At 47.3% G+C, this 17466-nt stretch carries 18 protein-coding genes; 16 read left to right on the top strand and 2 right to left on the bottom strand.

The features are described 5' to 3' along the window. Positions 1 to 33: 33 nt before the first annotated feature. From ftsZ to HNR45_RS01475, 12 genes are all read left to right on the top strand, one after another. A complete protein-coding gene (ftsZ, locus tag HNR45_RS01530; protein ID WP_024049015.1) occupies positions 34 to 1038 on the top strand; it encodes a cell division protein FtsZ in 1005 nt (334 codons plus the stop codon). A gap of 113 nt (positions 1039 to 1151) precedes the next feature. Next, positions 1152 to 1643, top strand: a complete 492-nt coding sequence (locus HNR45_RS01525; protein ID WP_024049014.1) for a YajQ family cyclic di-GMP-binding protein — start codon at positions 1152 to 1154, stop codon at positions 1641 to 1643. A gap of 5 nt (positions 1644 to 1648) precedes the next feature. Beyond that, entirely contained in the window at positions 1649 to 2755 is a 1107-nt protein-coding gene (cbiD, locus tag HNR45_RS01520; RefSeq protein WP_024049013.1) for a cobalt-precorrin-5B (C(1))-methyltransferase CbiD, read from the top strand. Further along, on the top strand, positions 2737 to 3363 hold the full coding sequence (gene cbiE / locus HNR45_RS01515) for a precorrin-6y C5,15-methyltransferase (decarboxylating) subunit CbiE (RefSeq protein ID WP_024049012.1): 627 nt from the start codon (positions 2737 to 2739) through the stop codon (positions 3361 to 3363). The genes cbiD and cbiE overlap by 19 nt, the downstream gene beginning before the upstream one ends. Then, positions 3360 to 3947 (top strand): precorrin-6Y C5,15-methyltransferase (decarboxylating) subunit CbiT, encoded by a 588-nt coding sequence (cbiT, locus tag HNR45_RS01510; RefSeq protein WP_159821835.1) that lies wholly within the window; start codon positions 3360 to 3362, stop codon positions 3945 to 3947. Before cbiE ends, cbiT begins: the two co-directional genes overlap by 4 nt. Further along, complete coding sequence (gene cobM, locus HNR45_RS01505) at positions 3944 to 4720, top strand: precorrin-4 C(11)-methyltransferase (RefSeq protein ID WP_024049010.1); 777 nt, start codon at positions 3944 to 3946, stop codon at positions 4718 to 4720. The genes cbiT and cobM overlap by 4 nt, the downstream gene beginning before the upstream one ends. Further along, positions 4717 to 5814 carry a cobalt-precorrin 5A hydrolase gene (locus HNR45_RS01500; RefSeq protein ID WP_024049009.1) on the top strand — a complete coding sequence of 366 codons (1098 nt, stop codon included), beginning with the start codon at positions 4717 to 4719 and terminating at the stop codon, positions 5812 to 5814. Before cobM ends, HNR45_RS01500 begins: the two co-directional genes overlap by 4 nt. Continuing rightward, complete coding sequence (gene cobJ, locus HNR45_RS01495; RefSeq protein ID WP_036467498.1) at positions 5811 to 6500, top strand: precorrin-3B C(17)-methyltransferase; 690 nt, start codon at positions 5811 to 5813, stop codon at positions 6498 to 6500. Before HNR45_RS01500 ends, cobJ begins: the two co-directional genes overlap by 4 nt. Further along, on the top strand, positions 6497 to 7261 hold the full coding sequence (gene cobK, locus HNR45_RS01490; protein ID WP_024049007.1) for a precorrin-6A reductase: 765 nt from the start codon (positions 6497 to 6499) through the stop codon (positions 7259 to 7261). Before cobJ ends, cobK begins: the two co-directional genes overlap by 4 nt. After that, positions 7261 to 7920, top strand: a complete 660-nt coding sequence (locus HNR45_RS01485; RefSeq protein WP_036467446.1) for a precorrin-8X methylmutase — start codon at positions 7261 to 7263, stop codon at positions 7918 to 7920. The genes cobK and HNR45_RS01485 overlap by 1 nt, the downstream gene beginning before the upstream one ends. Positions 7921 to 7928: 8 nt before the next feature. Then, positions 7929 to 8945, top strand: a complete 1017-nt coding sequence (locus tag HNR45_RS01480; protein ID WP_184327505.1) for a FecCD family ABC transporter permease — start codon at positions 7929 to 7931, stop codon at positions 8943 to 8945. After that, positions 8942 to 9733 carry an ABC transporter ATP-binding protein gene (locus HNR45_RS01475; protein ID WP_159821839.1) on the top strand — a complete coding sequence of 264 codons (792 nt, stop codon included), beginning with the start codon at positions 8942 to 8944 and terminating at the stop codon, positions 9731 to 9733. Before HNR45_RS01480 ends, HNR45_RS01475 begins: the two co-directional genes overlap by 4 nt. 36 nt (positions 9734 to 9769) lie before the next feature. On the opposite strand, the gene HNR45_RS01470 is transcribed toward HNR45_RS01475, so the two are convergent. Both HNR45_RS01470 and HNR45_RS01465 read right to left on the bottom strand, forming a co-directional pair. Next, the gene (locus HNR45_RS01470; RefSeq protein ID WP_159821841.1) at positions 9770 to 10705 is read right to left on the bottom strand and encodes an ABC transporter substrate-binding protein; all 936 of its coding nucleotides are present in this window, start codon (positions 10703 to 10705) and stop codon (positions 9770 to 9772) included. A 56-nt stretch (positions 10706 to 10761) separates the two neighbouring features. After that, on the bottom strand, positions 10762 to 11805 hold the full coding sequence (locus HNR45_RS01465; protein ID WP_159821843.1) for a sirohydrochlorin cobaltochelatase: 1044 nt from the start codon (positions 11803 to 11805) through the stop codon (positions 10762 to 10764). A gap of 291 nt (positions 11806 to 12096) precedes the next feature. On the opposite strand from HNR45_RS01465, the gene HNR45_RS01460 reads away from it, so the two are divergent. The 4 genes from HNR45_RS01460 (at position 12097) to HNR45_RS01440 (ending at position 17140) form a co-directional block, all read left to right on the top strand. Further along, positions 12097 to 12420, top strand: coding sequence for a hypothetical protein (locus tag HNR45_RS01460; RefSeq protein ID WP_159821845.1), 324 nt, complete (start codon positions 12097 to 12099; stop codon positions 12418 to 12420). 711 nt (positions 12421 to 13131) lie between these two features. Next, entirely contained in the window at positions 13132 to 14208 is a 1077-nt protein-coding gene (locus HNR45_RS01450; protein WP_159821847.1) for a radical SAM/SPASM domain-containing protein, read from the top strand. Then, entirely contained in the window at positions 14205 to 15236 is a 1032-nt protein-coding gene (locus tag HNR45_RS01445; RefSeq protein ID WP_024048999.1) for a magnesium chelatase ATPase subunit I, read from the top strand. The genes HNR45_RS01450 and HNR45_RS01445 overlap by 4 nt, the downstream gene beginning before the upstream one ends. Then, positions 15233 to 17140 carry a VWA domain-containing protein gene (locus tag HNR45_RS01440; RefSeq protein WP_024048998.1) on the top strand — a complete coding sequence of 636 codons (1908 nt, stop codon included), beginning with the start codon at positions 15233 to 15235 and terminating at the stop codon, positions 17138 to 17140. Before HNR45_RS01445 ends, HNR45_RS01440 begins: the two co-directional genes overlap by 4 nt. The last annotated feature ends 326 nt before the right edge of the window (positions 17141 to 17466 follow it).

The raw sequence follows: 17466 nt of genomic DNA, 5'->3' as shown, positions 1-17466 counted from the left end.
ATCAACACACGGCAAACAGAAGGAGGAAGTCGGATGGGTGACTTGGCGAATATTAAAGTGATCGGTGTAGGCGGCGCCGGCAATAACGCAGTGAATCGAATGATCGAGGCCAATGTGCAAGGTGTCGATTTTCTTGCGGCCAATACTGAAGTCCAAATTTTGGATACGTCGAAAGCAGAAAAAAAATTACAATTAGGCGAAAAGCTGACCAAAGGTCTTGGCGCCGGAGCGAAACCTGAAATTGGTGAAGCAGCGGCGGAAGAAAGCAAGGAAGAAATCATGAAAGCGTTGCAGGGTGCTGACATGGTTTTCGTAACAGCCGGTATGGGCGGTGGTACGGGTACAGGCGGTGCACCGATCGTAGCAGAATGCGCGAAAGAAATGGGCGCATTAACCGTTGCCGTAGTTACTAAGCCATTTATGTTTGAAGGCACTGTACGTATGCGCAATGCTAATTCCGGTATTGAATATTTGAAAGAAAAAGTAGATACCATCATCATTGTGCCGAATGAGCGTCTGTTGCAAGCCGTAGATAAAAAAGTCAGCATCCAGGATGCGTTCCGTATGGCCGACGATGTGTTACGTCAAGGCGTGCAAGGAATCTCCGACCTGATTACTGTACCGGGTGTCATTAATCTTGACTTTGCCGACGTCAAAACGATTATGACCGATCAAGGCGAAGCTCTAATGGGTATTGGTACTGCCAGCGGTGAAAACCGTGCGGTAGATGCTGCTAAAGCGGCCATTTCGAGCCCGCTTTTGGAGCGCACTATCGACGGTGCCAAAGGTATTATTATCAGTGTTACGGGCAGTGATGATTTGGGCTTGCTCGAAATCAACGAAGCGGCGCAAATTATTTCGGACGCGGCTGATCCGGATGCAAATATTATCTGGGGTACGTCCATTAATCCGGAGATGGGTGACGAAGTACGAATTACCGTCATTGCAACCGGTTTTGAAGATGTGAAGAAAAAACAGGACTACGCAGCGAATGCGCGCGGCGGCATTGCGGTTCCGGATTTTTTACAAAAACACTAATCACTTAAAAAGACCTCACATTTGTGAGGTCTTTTTAAGTGCATGCAATCCCAGCGGAAAAGCCTTTCGTATATGCTATAATAAATATATCTATGGTCTGAAGGAGGAACGAAATGGCAAAAGAATATTCGTTTGATGTTATCTCAACCGTTGATTTGCAAGAAGTAACAAATGCAGTGCAACAAGCACGCAAAGAAATTACCACGCGTTACGATTTTCGTAACAGTAAAAGCGAACTTACATTTGCCGATGACACCATTACTTTGGTAAGTGATGATGAGTATAAATTGGGCGCTGTGCAGGAGGTGTTACGAGGTAAGCTTGTGAAGCGTGGCGTAAGTTTGAAAAATCTTGATGAAGGGAAAATTGTTCCGGCTTCAGGTGGCACAGTTCGTCAGGAGTGGAAATTAAAACAAGGATTGGATCAAGATAACGCGAAGAAAGTTACCAAGCTGATCAAGGATAGGAAGCTTAAAGTGACTGCCCAAATTATGGCGGATCAGGTTCGCGTTACGGGGAAAGATAAGGATGCTTTACAAGAGGTAATTGCCGTATTGAAGGCAACCGATTTCCCTGTGGATTTACAGTTTGTCAATTATCGTTGAGTATTATGGCAAAGAAAAAATTGCGAGAAGGGTTCACTACCGGCACCAGTGCGGCGGCCGCTTTAAAAGCAGCTGCATTGGCCTTGCGTGGAGAATTCCCAAAAACTGTTACAGTGGAGTCGCCCCAGCATCGAGCGTTGACGTTGCCAATTGAGAAAAGCCAAGTGATTGAGGGCATCGGTTCAGCGACTGTCATCAAAGATGCGGGTGATGATATGGATGTCACGCACGGCACGCCGATTGTCGTTTCTCTTGAAGTAACAACGACGCCCGGAATCACTTTTATCGCGGGTGTAGGTGTAGGGACAGTGACGCGACCGGGGTTGCAAGTAAAAGTGGGAGATGCCGCGATCAATCCGGGACCGCGCTGGATGATGAAGCGAGTTTATGAAGAGTTGGCGGATGAGGGCACCGGTTGGAAAGTGACTGTTTCCGTACCTGCCGGTGAAGCATTGGCAAAGAAAACACTGAATCCGGTGTTGGGAGTCATGGGTGGCATTTCCATTATCGGCACGTCAGGAATTGTCAAGCCGATGAGTGAAGAAGCCTATAAAAAGTCATTAATTCCTCAATTTACCGTTTTGCGTGCCGCGCATCAGCGTTGGTGCGTTATGACTCCCGGCCGGATTGGTTATGATGCCGCTCGTAAAATTTATGATTTACCGGTCACCGACCTCGTTGAAACCAGCAACTTTATCGGTTTTATGCTGGAAGAAGCCGTGGACAAAGACATCCGAGAGATTATTTTGATCGGTCATTTGGGAAAATTGATCAAAGTCGCGTCAGGGAGCTTTCATACGCATAATCGCATGAGCGACGGGCGCATGGAAACACTGGCAGCGTACGCCGCTTTGAACGGTGCAGATGCAGCAACGGTAAAAGAAATTCTTGCTTGCTCGACGACTGACGGTGCGGCAGAAATTATTCGGGCCAACAATCTCGAGGCCATTTATCCTCAACTCGCTGAACGTGCGCAGGTGCGCGCCCAACGTTTTGTGCACGAAGAGGCTAAAGTAGGCGTGATATTTGTGACAATGCAGGGCGAAATTTTAGCGCAAAGCAGTTTTGCCAAAGAATTTATGGAGGCTAAACCGTGGTTACGAAACTCGTAGTGGTCGGTATCGGTCCGGGATCTCCGGAGTATATGATTCCCGCCGCACAAAAAGAGATAGCCACCGCCGATGCCGTAGTAGGCGGCCGCCGAGCACTGGACACACTGGCCTCTGAATGGCAGCAGAAAATTCCAATTACGGGAAAGCTTGGCGATTTGAAAACCGAATTGGAACGACTTTCAGAACATCTTCGCGTCGCAGTTTTAGTCAGTGGCGACCCCGGCTATTACAGCCTTTTAGGCTGGCTGAAGCGAACATTTCCGGACGTTGCAATCGAAGTGATACCAGGCCTTTCCAGCGTGCAGGTCGCATTTGCGCGATTAGCGGAAACGTGGCAGGATGCCGATTGGTTGAGTTTTCACGGTCGTACACCGAATGACTCCGAATTGGCGTATGAACCGGGGCGAAAAGTTGCGTTTTTGACAGATCGGAAACAATCCGGTGCTTTTATTTGCCGAGTGTTGATGTCTGCCGGCTGGCCTAAGGAAGCGCATGTGGCGATGCTGGAGCGCATTAGCTATGAAGATGAACGAAAGCAGGAAGGAACTCTTGAAGAAGGGGCGGAATGGCCCGATTTTACGGAAGCGGTGGTGGTGGTACAAGGATGAGCTCAGTATTTGGTCTTGCGGATGAAAAATTTATTCGCGGTAATGTACCGATGACGAAAGCGGAGATTCGTGCGCTGGTTATGGTCAAAGCGGGTATCCGGCCGGAAGACACGGTCGTGGATATCGGCGCGGGAACGGGTTCAATCAGCATAGAGGCGGCGCTTGCTGCAACAAAGGGGAAAGTTTATGCGATTGAGCGAAATCCCGAGGGCGTTGAACTAATTCGTCGTAATGCGGAACAGTTCGGTTGCACCAACCTTGAAATAATTCACGGTAAAGCACCGGATGCTTTGTGGGATCTTCCGCCTATCGATGTCGCTATTATTGGAGGCTCGGGTGGACAATTGCCGGCCATTTTTTCCCGCCTGGAAGAGCTACTGACTACAGGTGGAAGAGTTGTGGCTACAGCGGTGACTGCGGAAACGACGGCGCAGCTGCTTGCCCTTTGCAAAGAACGGAAATGGCAATATGATGCGGTACAAGTACAGATTAATCGGTTGCGTAAGGCGGGGCCGTACCATCTTTACCAACCGCTCAGCCCAATTTTAATTGTGCAGGCGCAACTGACGAAGGAGGAAGTATGACGCAAGTTTATTTCATTGGGGCAGGTCCCGGTGATCCGGAACTGATTACCATGAAAGGTCAGCGACTTATCAGCGAGGCGGATGTTGTTATCTATGCAGGCTCGTTGGTGAATCCTGAAATTCTTACCTACTGTAAAGAAGACGCAACGATTTATAACAGCGCGCAGATGAACTTGGACGAAGTTCTTGATGTCACAAAAAAAGCTTGCGCGGAGGGTAAAATTGTGGCGCGCGTGCATACAGGAGATCCTGCCATTTACGGTGCGATTCAAGAGCAAATGGATGCATTGAAACCGCTGGGAATTGAATACGAAGTGATTCCGGGCGTGAGTTCATTTTTGGCCAGCGCGGCGGCATTAAAGCAGGAATATACGTTGCCGAACGTATCGCAGACAGTGATCATCACTCGTTTGGAAGGACGTACGCCGATGCCGGAGAAGGAGCGCCTTTCGTACTTGGCGCAGCATCAGGCAACGATGTGCATTTTCCTTTCCGTACAAATGATGGATAACGTTGTCGAGCAACTTATCGAAGGCGGATACAGCGAAGATACACCGGTGGCGATAGTGATTCGAGCCTCTTGGCCGGATCAAAAGATTTTGCGTGGGACTCTTGCAACGATTGCCGATCAGGTCCGCGAGGCCGGCGTTATCCGCCAGGCGATGATTATTGTCGGGCGAGTACTGCAAAGTGAATACCATTTATCAAAACTTTATGACAGATCGTTCAGTCATATGTTCCGTGACGCGAAAGAGGACGTGCCGAAGTCATGAAATGTGCGATTATATCCGTTTCTCAAGCCGGCGCCAAACTTGCCGAAAAGATAGCTGCCTCGCTGCAAGCAGATGTCGATCTTTATGAAAGAAAAGAGTACGCAAGCGGTGCCGAAGCGAAGTACTTTACGCGTGTTATGGCACTCACAACGGATATTTTTACGCGCTATGACTTAATTATCTACATCATGGCATTGGGGATCACGGTCCGCGCGATTGCGCCGCATGTGCAGCACAAAACCGTAGATCCCGCGATTCTTGGTGTGGATGAATTGGGAACATTTGTTATTTCGGTTCTTTCCGGACATTTGGGCGGCGCCAATGACTATGCGCGCGAAGTGGCAGAAATAATAGGCGCTACACCAGTGATTACCACCGCGACCGATGTGCACGGAAAAGTTGCGCCGGATGCGATAGCTCGTCATTTACAAGCCCGTGTGGAGCCGATTTCCGCCTTGAAAACGATCAATGGAGCGATTGCTCGCGGGGAAACGGTAGACTATTTCGTCGATGAGAGAATGCCGCTGGCAGCAGAGATAAAAAATATTCTGACGTCATTCGGCGTTGCGGCAAAACCGCTGGCAGAGCTTGCACAAACTGCGGCAGTAGGAGCTGTCGTCATTACCGATCGGACCGATGTAAGGCCTGCGTTGTCGCATCTGTATTTGCGACCACCGACGTTGGTGGTCGGTATGGGGTGCCGAAAAGATACTTTGCAAGAGATACTTGCCGACGCACTATGCCAAGCGTGCTCGCAAATTGGACGCAGTCCGTTAGCTCTTGCAGGGATTGTTTCGACAACTGTGAAAGAACATGAAGCCGGTTTGCTTGCATTGGCGGAACAGTATCGGCGGCCGATTGCATTTTATCCGCCGGAAGCACTACTCAAAGTGGCGGAACAATATCATTTAGAGGAATCTTCCTTTGTAAAGAATACGATTGGAGTGGGAAATGTATGCGAAACAGCAGCCATTCTGAAGACCAAAAGGTCACAGCTGCTTTTACCGAAAACAAAATTTCAACGAACGACGGTGGCAATTGCCGAGGCTACATCGCTGTCGTGGGAATCGGACCGGGACACGCCGCAGAATTGACGCCGCGCGCCCATGATGCGATTCGCGATGCAGAAATCGTTGTTGGATACCATACGTATATGAAGCTGATTGACGATCTGATTTCGGATAAAGAACAAGTCGGCACCGGCATGAAGCAAGAAGTTGATCGCTGCCAACGCGCGGTCGAACTTGCCAGTCAGGGAAAGCGTGTCGTTGTCGTTTCTTCCGGAGATCCCGGCGTATACGGTATGGCAGGACTTGTTTTGGAATTAATAGACAAACTCCCCGCACAAGCACATCCGGATTGTGAAATTATTCCGGGACTCACCGCCGGTAATACGGCAGGTGCGATTTTAGGGGCACCGTTAATGCACGACTATGCGGTGATCAGTTTGAGTGATCTTTTGACGCCGTGGGATTTAATCAAAAAACGTGCACGTTTAGCGGGCGAAGGGGATTTTGTGATTGTCTTATACAATCCTCGCAGTCGTGGCCGTGCGAAGCATTTGGATGAAATTTGCGATATCTTATTGACAATTAAAGATCCGCAAACGCCGGCCGGTATCGTTCGCAAAGCAGGACGCGCAGGGATGTCCTATACGATTACAACATTAGCTGAATTGGCCGCGCAAGATGTGGATATGCAGTCGACAGTTATCATCGGTAATAGCCGTACCTTTGTTAAAAACGGCCGAATGATTACGCCGCGCGGCTACGAATTATGATTTGGGTCATTGCCGGTACGCAAGACGGGCGTGAATTGGCGGCAGAATTAAAACGCCACAGCGGTGAAAAGGTCATTGTGACGGTAATCAGTCAATATGGGAAATTGCTTGCAGCGCCGGGAGTTGATCAGGTGTTGGTAGGGCGACTTACCCAAGACCAAATGGAAGAGTTGATAGGTACATATCAGATTGACTGCGTGGTAGATGCCAGTCATCCGTATGCGGCGATTGTTTCGCAAATGGCGCAGGCAGCAGCCAAAGCTACAAGCATTCGGTATTTGCGATATGAGCGTCCTGAAGTACCGCTCCCTGATTACGCTCGTTTATATCATGCGAAAGATGAATATGAAGCGGCTGAGCTTGCTGCATCGCTTGGAAAACGCATTTATCTGACGACCGGTTCTAAAACATTGCCTGTTTTTATGCAGTCAAAAGCACTTTCCGGCAAAGAAATATGGGCTCGTGTTTTGCCTACGCCGGAAGTTGTTGCACAATGCAAAAACCTGGGCTTAACGCCCAAGTATATCGTGGCGATACAAGGGCCGTTTTCATTGGCGATGAATCGAGCGATGTTTACTGATACGCAGGCAGATGTCATTGTAATGAAAAATAGTGGGCTCGTTGGCGGTACCGATACCAAACTCACGGCCGCGATGGAGACAGGAGCGGCCATTGTGGTCATCGATCGGCCGATCAACCGGTCTGAATATCCTGTTTTGACATCGGTTAAAGACGTTATTAAGGCATGGGAGGAATTATGATGGAGTACGTAAAACAGCCGAAGGAAATTGAAGATAAAAGCATGAAAATTATTCGTCCCTATTTAGAAGGTATGGATTTGAGTGAAGAGGAGATTGCGGTCTACTCACGAACCATTCATGCTTCGGGGGATGTTGAATATGCCAAACTGGTCACTACGAGTCAGGATGCCGTTGCCGCCGGTCTCAACGCTTTGAAAAATGGTGCGGATATTTACTGTGATGTTGAAATGGTCCGCACAGGTATCAATAAAAAAGCACTTGCGCAGCTGGGGGGAGAAGTTTTTTGCCAGGTTTCCGCACCGGAGATCGCTGAAGCGGCTAAAGCGGAAGGTATTACTCGTTCGATTGCAGCAATGCGCGCGTACGGGAAGCGATTGGATGGAAATATTGTCGCGATCGGCAATGCGCCGACTGCATTGTATGAAGTATTGCGTTTATGCTCGGAAGAAAATATTCGTCCGGTACTGATCGTCGGTATTCCGGTGGGTTTTGTCGGTGCCGCGGAGTCGAAAGAAGCTTTGGTGGAGCAGGCGCCGGTTCCTTTTGTGACTGTTCGCGGGAATAAAGGCGGAAGCCCGATTGCGGCCTCCGTGATTAATGCATTATTGTATTTATTGGTACAGCGCACGCAAATGCTGTACATTGAACCGAATAAATAATTCTTATGATGAATGTAAAAGCTGCAGACGCTACTGATAAACGCGGAGAACGTTTCACGTGGCGATGGATTGTGCTGATAACATTGGCTGTGATCTTGGTAGCGGCGCTGATCGGAAGTCTTGCTTTTGGCGCAACGCCGATTGATCTTTCCCGCATTTTGGAAATCTTGGGAGGAGATCGCAGCGGCACATCGGGACCCATTATTTGGAATATCCGTTTCCCGCGGAATTTGGTTGGGGCATTAGTCGGAGCCAATTTGGCAGTAGCCGGCGCTATTTTGCAAGCCGTTATGAAAAATCCACTTGCCGATCCGGGTATTGTCGGGGTGTCGAGCGGTGCGGGTTTGGCCGGTGTCGTTATGCTGGTGTTGTTTCCGCATCTTACGTATCTTGTCACGCCCATTGCCTTTTTGGGCGCTATGGGATCGGCTTTGTTTGTTTATGCGTTAGCCTGGAAAAACGGGATTCGTCCGTTGCGGATTATTTTAGCCGGTGTTGCCGTCAATGCTTTTTTGGGCAGCGGTATTTCAGCATTGCTGATTTTTTACGGTGACCGAGTCCAAGGCGCGTTGTTGTGGATGGTCGGCGGTTTATCCGCTCGCAGCTGGCCTCAAGTGGAAATACTTGTGCCGTATACAATCCTCGGTGTTCTCATTGCATTTGCGGGCGCAAAACAGCTGAATATTTTAAGTTTGGGGGATGAAACCGCACGTTCACTTGGTATGCGCGTCGAGCGCGTACGCTTTTTTATGACAGGTGTAGCCGCTTTGCTTGCCGCCGCCGCTGTGAGTATCTCCGGATTGATCGGTTTTGTCGGCTTGGTAGTACCGCATATGGTACGCCTTTTGATCGGTAGCGATCATCGTTTTCTATTGCCGGGATCGGTACTCGGCGGTGCTGCTGTGATGGTACTTTCGGATACGTTGGGGCGTGTCGCCTTTGCACCGATTGAAGTACCTGTAGGAATTATTATGGCATTTCTCGGAGCGCCTTTCTTTTTATACTTGCTGAGGAGGGGCGAATGAGTATTATCAAAGTAGATAATGTGGCGGTGTCTTTTGGCGGACACAACGTCATTCGCGATATCAGCTACACAGTGGAACGCGGTGAGATTTTGACGATTCTCGGTGCGAACGGCTGCGGTAAGTCCACACTGTTACGTGCCATGCTTGGTATTCAGAAGCGTGATCAGGGGGAGGTTGCGTATTCGGGACAGACGTTAGAAGAGTTTAGTCCGTCTGAGCTTGCACGTAAGGTCGCTTTTTTGCCGCAGTCAGCTACGCCGCCGGGCGACATGACGGTGGAAGAATGGGTTGGGTGTGGACGCTATCCATATCAGGCGTGGTGGAAGCCGCAAAGTGATTACGATCGTAAAATTGTGCAGGAAGCATTGCAGAATACTCGTGTATGGCATTTGAAAGACCGCAATATTCAGTCATTGTCCGGCGGCGAACGCCAGCGAGCACGAATCGCGATGGCGTTGGCACAGGAACCGGAAATTATTATGCTGGATGAACCGACTACCTATCTTGACTTAAGTCATCAACTGGAAGTCATGGAGCTTTTGCAACGTATTAATCGTAGCAATGAAGTAACGGTAGTCATGGTATTGCATGATGTTAATCATGCCGCCAAATATTCGCACCGTCTGCTTGTATTGGGAAAAGGTGGAATTTATGCGTGGGGAGCTCCGAAAGCCATTTTAACGGAAAAATTGATGCGTGATGTGTACGGAGTGGAAGCGGAAATTGCTGATCGTGACGGAAGTCCTTATTGTTATGTTGACGGTTTAACCCGTTTTTCGGCGCAATAAAAAAGAGTGCTCATAAATGAGCACTCTTTTTTATTATTATTTCTTTAACTCAGGATACGCTTTTTCCAATAAGTTTTGCATTGCTTCAGGTGTTTTGATGCCCGGATTAAGAAGGTATAGTTCGCTGGGTAAATAGAATACTTTACCTTTTTGTACCGCTTGCAACTGATTCCAAGCGGGATTGTTGGTCATTTCCTCCGCCATACGGGCTGTAATTTGTTCCATTTTGCCCATGGTAACAATAAAGATAACATCGGGGTTATCGGCAGTAAGTACTTCCAAGCTGTACGGAATGGTTTTCGCATCTGCCGGAAGTGATTTTTCGGCAAGTACATTTTGCATGCCGAGCTTGTTAATCATGGATGCGGTAATGGAAAGAGGTGTTTCTGCGGTCACATCTTTACCGGTAGCACGAAGAATAGCAACACGCAGCGGCTTTTGCTGATGACCAAGGGCAGCTACTTCCTGCATCCTTTTTTCATAATCTCTAATAACTGATTTTGCCTTATCCTTGTTTCCTGCCACACTTCCTAAAAACTCTAAAAGCGGAACATTGTCATCGATTCCTTCGTAGTTGAGAAGCAGGTGGGGAATATGATTGGCTTCGAGAATGGATTCCAATTTTTTGTGTTGTTGTGAAAGTCCAAGTACTAAGTCCGGTTTATTGGCAATCAAAGCTTCTGAATTGATATGGGAAACGTGCCCAATTTCAGGAACATTTTGTGCGGCCTCCGGCAATTCATTATTTGAAGTCGGGCGTGCAACAACAGTGCCACCGACTGCATAGTACATGTTTAATAAAGAATCAGAAAGAGTAATAACTCGTTTGGGACGTTCTTGCAGAGTGATAGATTGATCTTTAAACTGATAAGTTTGTGCACCGTTTTGCGTGGCATCTGTCGATGTAGATTTACAGCCTACACAAAGTAATAAGCAACAGAATAAGGCTAAAACTTTAATCATTGATTTCATATTTACCTCCAATAATAAATGCGCCCTGCAATGAGGGCGCATTTATTATATCATACTCAGTGCTTTTTGGAATGCATCGGCGTGTAAGGAACCTTTGCTTCTTTCGTATCTAATGCTTGTACCGCTTCGCGGGCGCGTTCTACAAACAAGTCCTGGATTTTCGGATTTTCGCCCAAGCCGCGAATGTAAGTATTTACTTTAAAACCTTCTTTTTGCAAAATCATTTTGTGGCTATCCGGTTCGTCACCCGCCATGTCGTTATTGGCATGATCACCGGCGACCATCATGATCGGCATCAAGGTTACTTTTTGAATTTTATTGGCTTTAAGATGCGGAATCACATCATCGAGATTAGGACGGCCTTCTACCGAATAAACGTAAGCATTTTTCATGCCCATCATTTCCAGGCGGTCCTGAATAACGGAGTAAAACGCGTTACCCGGATGCGGGGTACCGTGTGCCATAAAGAGTACCGCTTCGTTTTTCTGCATATGTTGCGGCAATTGATATTTAAGCGCATTTAGAAAATCATTGATTTGATCCGGCTGGTCTTCCTGACCCATGTAATACATAACCGGTGTTGCTACAGCGATTTTTTTGAAATTTTTCTGTTGGAGATTAGCCGCCTCTACACTGTAGTCATATTCGATTCCCGGGATGATATTGAAAGGAACGATAGCAATGCGATTGTAGCCGTCCTTTTTCAGATTATCATAAGCCTGTTCAGGGGTGTAATATTGGATACCTTCATGTTTCATGATGCGGTCAATAATGATATGGCTGGTAAAGGCAACACGAACTTCTTTGTGCGGAAAGGCTTTCTTAATTTTATTTACTACGGCGTCAATCGTTTTGGCGCGAGTATCTTTAAAAGTAGTACCGAAGCTGGTAATTAAAATGGCATCTTTGTTTTGCAGATTCTGCATAGCGGTGTTTTCGCGCACTTTTACACCGATTTCGGTGGCAGTAAGCAAGGCAGGGGTCGGCTGTTTTACTTCAGCACTTAATTCATATGCTGCGTTTACGCCGAAACTACCGAATCCTGTCAGAATCGCAGCACAAAATGTAGCCGCCATAAATCGTTTCCATTGTTTGTTCATTTGAATGACTCCTTTGTATTGATATTTAAAAACAAAACTTTCGCGGGGAGGCACCTTCACCTCCTACAAAAACTGATGTTCCCCGGGCACCAGTTTTAAGTGCACCGCATAATCTTTAATTAACATCATGATAATCTCTCCAAAAACAGTTGTCAACATTTTTGAAAAATTATATTATAAATATAAATATAGATTCTCAATACTTGACTAAGTTTATATTGAAATAGTTTATCGAAAACATCTCTTTATGCAAGTAAATATGTTATAATGCGCGCATAAGGAGGGAAATATATGGCGATTGATCTCGAACGACGTTCCACTGCGGATAAAGGATATTCAGACTCGCTTTATGAAGTACATTTTGTACCCGTAACGGAGCGCACTGAATATCAAGAAGGGCCGATTGCAAACGCTCTAAAAAAACTGCAAGAGAAAATGGAAAAGAAAGATTTCGAAACATACATTAATTCATTATTGCGCATTAATTATGATGGGAAAAGATTGCTTTTGATTACCCGTCGAGAAATAAATCGGACAATGTTGGAAGGAAAATTTCGTAAAGATATTGCCGATGCTTTTGAGACTCAGCAAATTCGAGTAGTCAGTCAGGCATAATTGTTACCGCATTTACATACACAATGATTTTTTCTTAATATTAAAATCATTGCCCATTTGTTGAGCTTATTAGGGAAGTTGTTGATTCTCATAAATACGTATTTGTTGGAACGCAATTTCGTGCCCGAGATAGCTTGCGTTGGGAGGAAATAATAAGCTGTCATGGAATATAAAAGCTCTCTGCGGTGGCAGAGAGCTTTTGTGCAGGAACAGTCAGTAGTGATCTGGTATGTTCGACTACCGCATATTTGCGTGCTTTTTTAGAAGACAGCACATTATCATTGGCCGGCACAGTTATGCAAGGGGATTAGGAAACCTCTGCCGGGGACTCGGGAATGATATACAAGCAGTTACTGCCATGCGGGAACTGCATCGCAGAGTCATATGTTTTACGGTGATTAATGTACAAACATAAAACTTGGCGAGATATGAGGCGCAAATATTTGAAGCAGCAATATTAACCTACGCGAAATGGTCGGAGCAAGTCCAAAACTGCAGGAATGTAGGATGTTTTATTATGGGCATTGACGTCAAGAAACGATGATTTATTAAAAATTGTTTTGTCGAAAGCAAAAACAGTGTATTATGATAATGAAGCTCAACCAATTGCTGATGAGCCAAGTACAGCTTTGAAAAAATTCGTCGGTTCTTTCCGCGCTTTGCCGATACCGGACACAATCTGGCGCGTATGCGATGCGCATGAGGACCTTCGTGCAAAAGAAAAAGGGGAAGTGGTGTTATTTGACTCCGGAATTTGTAATTCTGGCGTTAACCGGAGCCTGCAATTTTAAATGCCGTTACTGTTATGCAGCGAATCAAGCACTTGTCAAACTGCCTCATGCCGCCATTCGTTGGGCATTGGATATGGCCGCGGCTAACGGAAAAGCGGTGACTGTACAATTAACCGGAGGGGAGCCTTTGTTGGCTTTTGACCGATTGTGCTACGCTGTTGAGTATGCCGCCGAAAAAAATTACTATATTAAGTGGCAAATCCAGACAAATGCCAGCCTGATTACGCCGGCCGTCGCGGAATATTTTGCGAAGCACAAAATTGGCATCGGTGTGAGCTTGGATGGGGACGTAACACGTAATAATGCGGCTCGAATTTATCCTGACGATACAGGTACAGCACACCATATCATGCGCGGGCTATCCATTTTACGTGATGCCGGTCTGGGCGTAGGCATTACCTGTGTAGTGGGTCGGCATAATATCCGGCATTTAGATTCGTTAATCCCCATGGCCTATTATGCAGGGAATGTATTTCGCATCGGCTTTGATATTTTACGGCCGCAGGGGCGGGCGAGCGTATCCGATACCGTTACCGGCGACGAAATGCAGGCTGCTTTGGTCAAAGTGCTTCAGAAAGCGGATTGGTTTTATCGAAAAACAGGTAAAAAAATTACCTTTTCCCACAGTGAACGAATTCGCCTATTGATAGATGGAAAATTGGCTCCGTTTGGTCATTGTTATGCCCTTACCAATCGTGCATTATATGTGGATCCGAGCGGTGACTGCTATGCCTGTGCCTCCTTGTCCGGCCAGCCGGAGTTTCGCTTGGGCTCTTATAAAGAAGAAATTCAGACCGAATGTATGCAAACCGTTCATGAACGTCTCGAAGAGATGCTCGAGCAATGTCGTGAATGCGATTGCTTGAAAGTTTGCGGTGGCGGGTGTTATGCTCGCTGGGTCAAAAGCAAACAAGCGCAGGAAGCGGAATGTGTATTAAAGAAAATATTTATTCATCGAGAGCAGAAAGATATTATTCACAAAGGAGTTGTCGTATGAAACGTCAAAACTACCCATTTACTGCTATTGTAGGTCAGGAACGCATGAAAAAAGCGTTGCTTTTAAATGCCATTAATCCTGCGATCGGCGGAGTTCTTATTAAAGGAGAAAAAGGTACGGCAAAATCTACTGCAGTTCGTGCATTGGCCGATGTTTTGCCGCCGATTGATGCAGTAAAAGATTGCCAATTCCGTTGTGATCCGGAAGAACCTGGGCTTTTCTGCAGTGACTGTATGGAACGACAGGCTGCGGGCGAAACTCTTGCCACCTATGAAACACGCATGAAAGTAGTTGAATTGCCGGTCAACGCGACGGAAGATCGTGTCGTTGGCACATTGGATTTAGAACATGCTATTTCGCAAGGCAAAAAGAAATTTGAGCCGGGCATTTTGGCAGATGCGAATCGAAATATTTTATATGTGGATGAAATCAATCTGCTGGATGATCATGTTGTTGACGTATTGTTGGATGCCGCCGCAATGGGGGTTAATACCGTAGAACGCGAAGGCGTTTCCATGTCGCACCCAGCTAAATTTGTCTTAATCGGTACGATGAACCCCGAAGAAGGTGATATTCGTCCACAATTATTGGATCGTTTCGGACTTTCCGTCGAAGTTGTTGGCGAACACGATGCGCAGCAACGTGTAGAGGTTATTAAACGTCGCTTGGCATATGAAGCCGACCCGGAAAAATTTGCGGAAGAATACGCGGAAGAACAAAAGCAATTGGAAAAAAAGATTCACCGCGCCCGTGTGCTCCTGCCTACGGTTCAAGTTCCTGATGAAGCGCTGGCAAAAACGGCGGAACTTTCCGTGGCATTAGACGTCGACGGTCATCGAGCCGATATTACGATGCTCAAAACCGCCATGACGATCGCCGCTTTTGACGGCCGCAGCGAAGTGACGTTGGCAGATTTGAAGGCAGCGGCGGAACTTGTTTTGCCGCACCGTATGCGCCGTAAACCGTTTGAAGAAACCGGCATCGACTTTACCGTGATTGATCAGGTTTTGAACGGCCAAGCGTCATGAGCTATCCGTATATCTATCCGTTTGTTGCCGTGGTCGGCCAGGATGATGTAAAAGAAGCCATTCTCCTGGCTTTAGTCAATCCGAAGATCGGAGGCCTGCTGATTTCCGGAAGCAAGGCGACAGCGAAAAGCACACTACTGCGCTCCGCGATGGCATTAACGGAGCAGACTTTGGTGGAATTACCGCTTTCCGCAACGGAAGACCGCGTCTTCGGTCATATTGACTTGGAAAAAACGTTAGCCGATGGTAAGCGTATATTTTTACCCGGCTTACTTGCCAAAGCGGATCAACAAATTTTATACATCGATGAAATCAATCTTCTGCGGCGAGACCTTTTAGCGGCGATTTTGCAGGTTCATGAGACGCATGAAAACAAAATCGAACGCGAAGGACTTTCCTATTCTCATCCTACCGACTTCATGCTGGTCGGTACGATGAATCCCCAAGAGGGAACGTTGAGCGATGCGCTTTTGGATCGGTTCGGGATGTTTGTCAATGCGCAGGCGGAAACCGACCCTGCCAAACGACAGGAGATTGTTCGTCGCGTTTTAGCGTACGAAAAAGATCGCATCGCCTTTGTACAACGCTATGCAGAAGAAACCGAAAAGTTGCGCAAAAAAGTAATAACGGCACAAGCCATCATTCCGCAAATGGAGGTGCCGGCGCCCATGCTGCAGTTGGCGGCTGTATATAGTGAAAATGCGTGGCTTGCCGGTCATCGCGGGGACATTATTTTACTGGAAGCGACGAAAGCGGTAGCGGCTCTTGCCGGCCGCAATTTCTTGATACCCGATGACATGGAACGAGCGGCGTATTTTGTGTTACCGCATCGTATGCATCAACCCGAACATGCATCGCAGGAACAGCCGGAGCAACAACCGCCGCAACCGCCGGATCAGTCTGATGATGATTCTGCGGAGATGCCACCGCAAAATGATGCACGAGAATTGCCGCCTCCTCCGTCCAATTTGCCGGAAGATAACGACTTTGATACCAATGATGATGACTCCCATGAAGCCGATACGCCGCCAAATCCACAAATGCCGCTGCCGCCGGAAACTTGGGAAGATATCAATAAAGCGTTTTCGGCGTTACAGCTGCAAGTCACGATGAATGTGGATCGTTTTAAGCGTAAAGGTTCGGGAAAACGGCAACGAACGAAGACAGATTTAAAACAGGGGCGCTACATTCGTGCCGTGCCGATGGCTCACGAAGTTACCGACCTTGCGCTGGATGCAACCATTCGTGCTGCTGCGCCGTACCAAAAGCAACGGGAAAAGCATGGCTTGGCCATTGCCCTCGAAAAGGATGACTTACGTCAGAAAGTGCGCGAAAAACGCACCGGAACCGTGTTTTTGTTTTGTGTGGATGCGTCGGGGTCTATGGGAGCAAAGCATCGTATGGGCGCGGTAAAAGGGGCCATTTACGGCCTTTTGCAAGAAGCCTATCAAAAGCGTGATCGCATCGGTCTGATAACATTTCGGCGCAATACGGCGGAACTTCTATTGCCCGTGACGCGCAGTATTGATTTGGCACAAAAAGCTCTGAAGGAATTACCTACGGGCGGTAAAACACCGTTGGCGGCTGCGCTTGAAATGTCGCTTGCCGTGCTTGCACAATTGAAATTTCAAGATCCGGAAGTACGACCGGTATTTCTCTTGGTGACTGACGGCCGTGCAACTTCTTCGCTCTCGGGCGGTAACCCGGTGGACGAGGCGATCGAACTGGGAGAAAAGTTACGTCGTACCGGAGCGGCCATGGTGGTGATTGATACCGAAACAGATTTCATCAGCATGGGGATCGCTAAGAAATTGTCCTCTTCCATGGGGGCGACCTATTATCACGTCAAAGATTTATCGGATGAAAAAGTATTACGCATTGTCCAAGATCACTACCAACATTAAAGATGTGAAAAAGCAACACAGTTATTTCGATGTTGCTTTTTCACATTTTTATTTACAAATGACTCAAGGGACTGTAAAAAGTTTGTGGTGGCAGGGAATACAATCTACCGATTCTGAACTTGTGGAACTTTTAGATGTATTGAGCTGAATAGCCGGGAGCTGTGTTGGCGACGGGCATCTTATTCATACGAACCGGAGTTTTAAAGATGGAGGAGAGTCCATTCAATACTTGCACGAAATCCTCAATAGGTCAGGTTCATTGCCAGAAAATGATGGGAATGCATTTACATCAATCGTTAACTGTGGTATTTTGATATTGTGATTTA

This window comes from Negativicoccus succinicivorans, from assembly GCF_014207605.1.
GTDB classification, from domain to species: domain Bacteria; phylum Bacillota; class Negativicutes; order Veillonellales; family Negativicoccaceae; genus Negativicoccus; species Negativicoccus succinicivorans.
The sequence above is the reverse complement of the archived record's forward strand: the minus strand, read 5'-3'. Positions and strand labels throughout refer to the sequence as shown.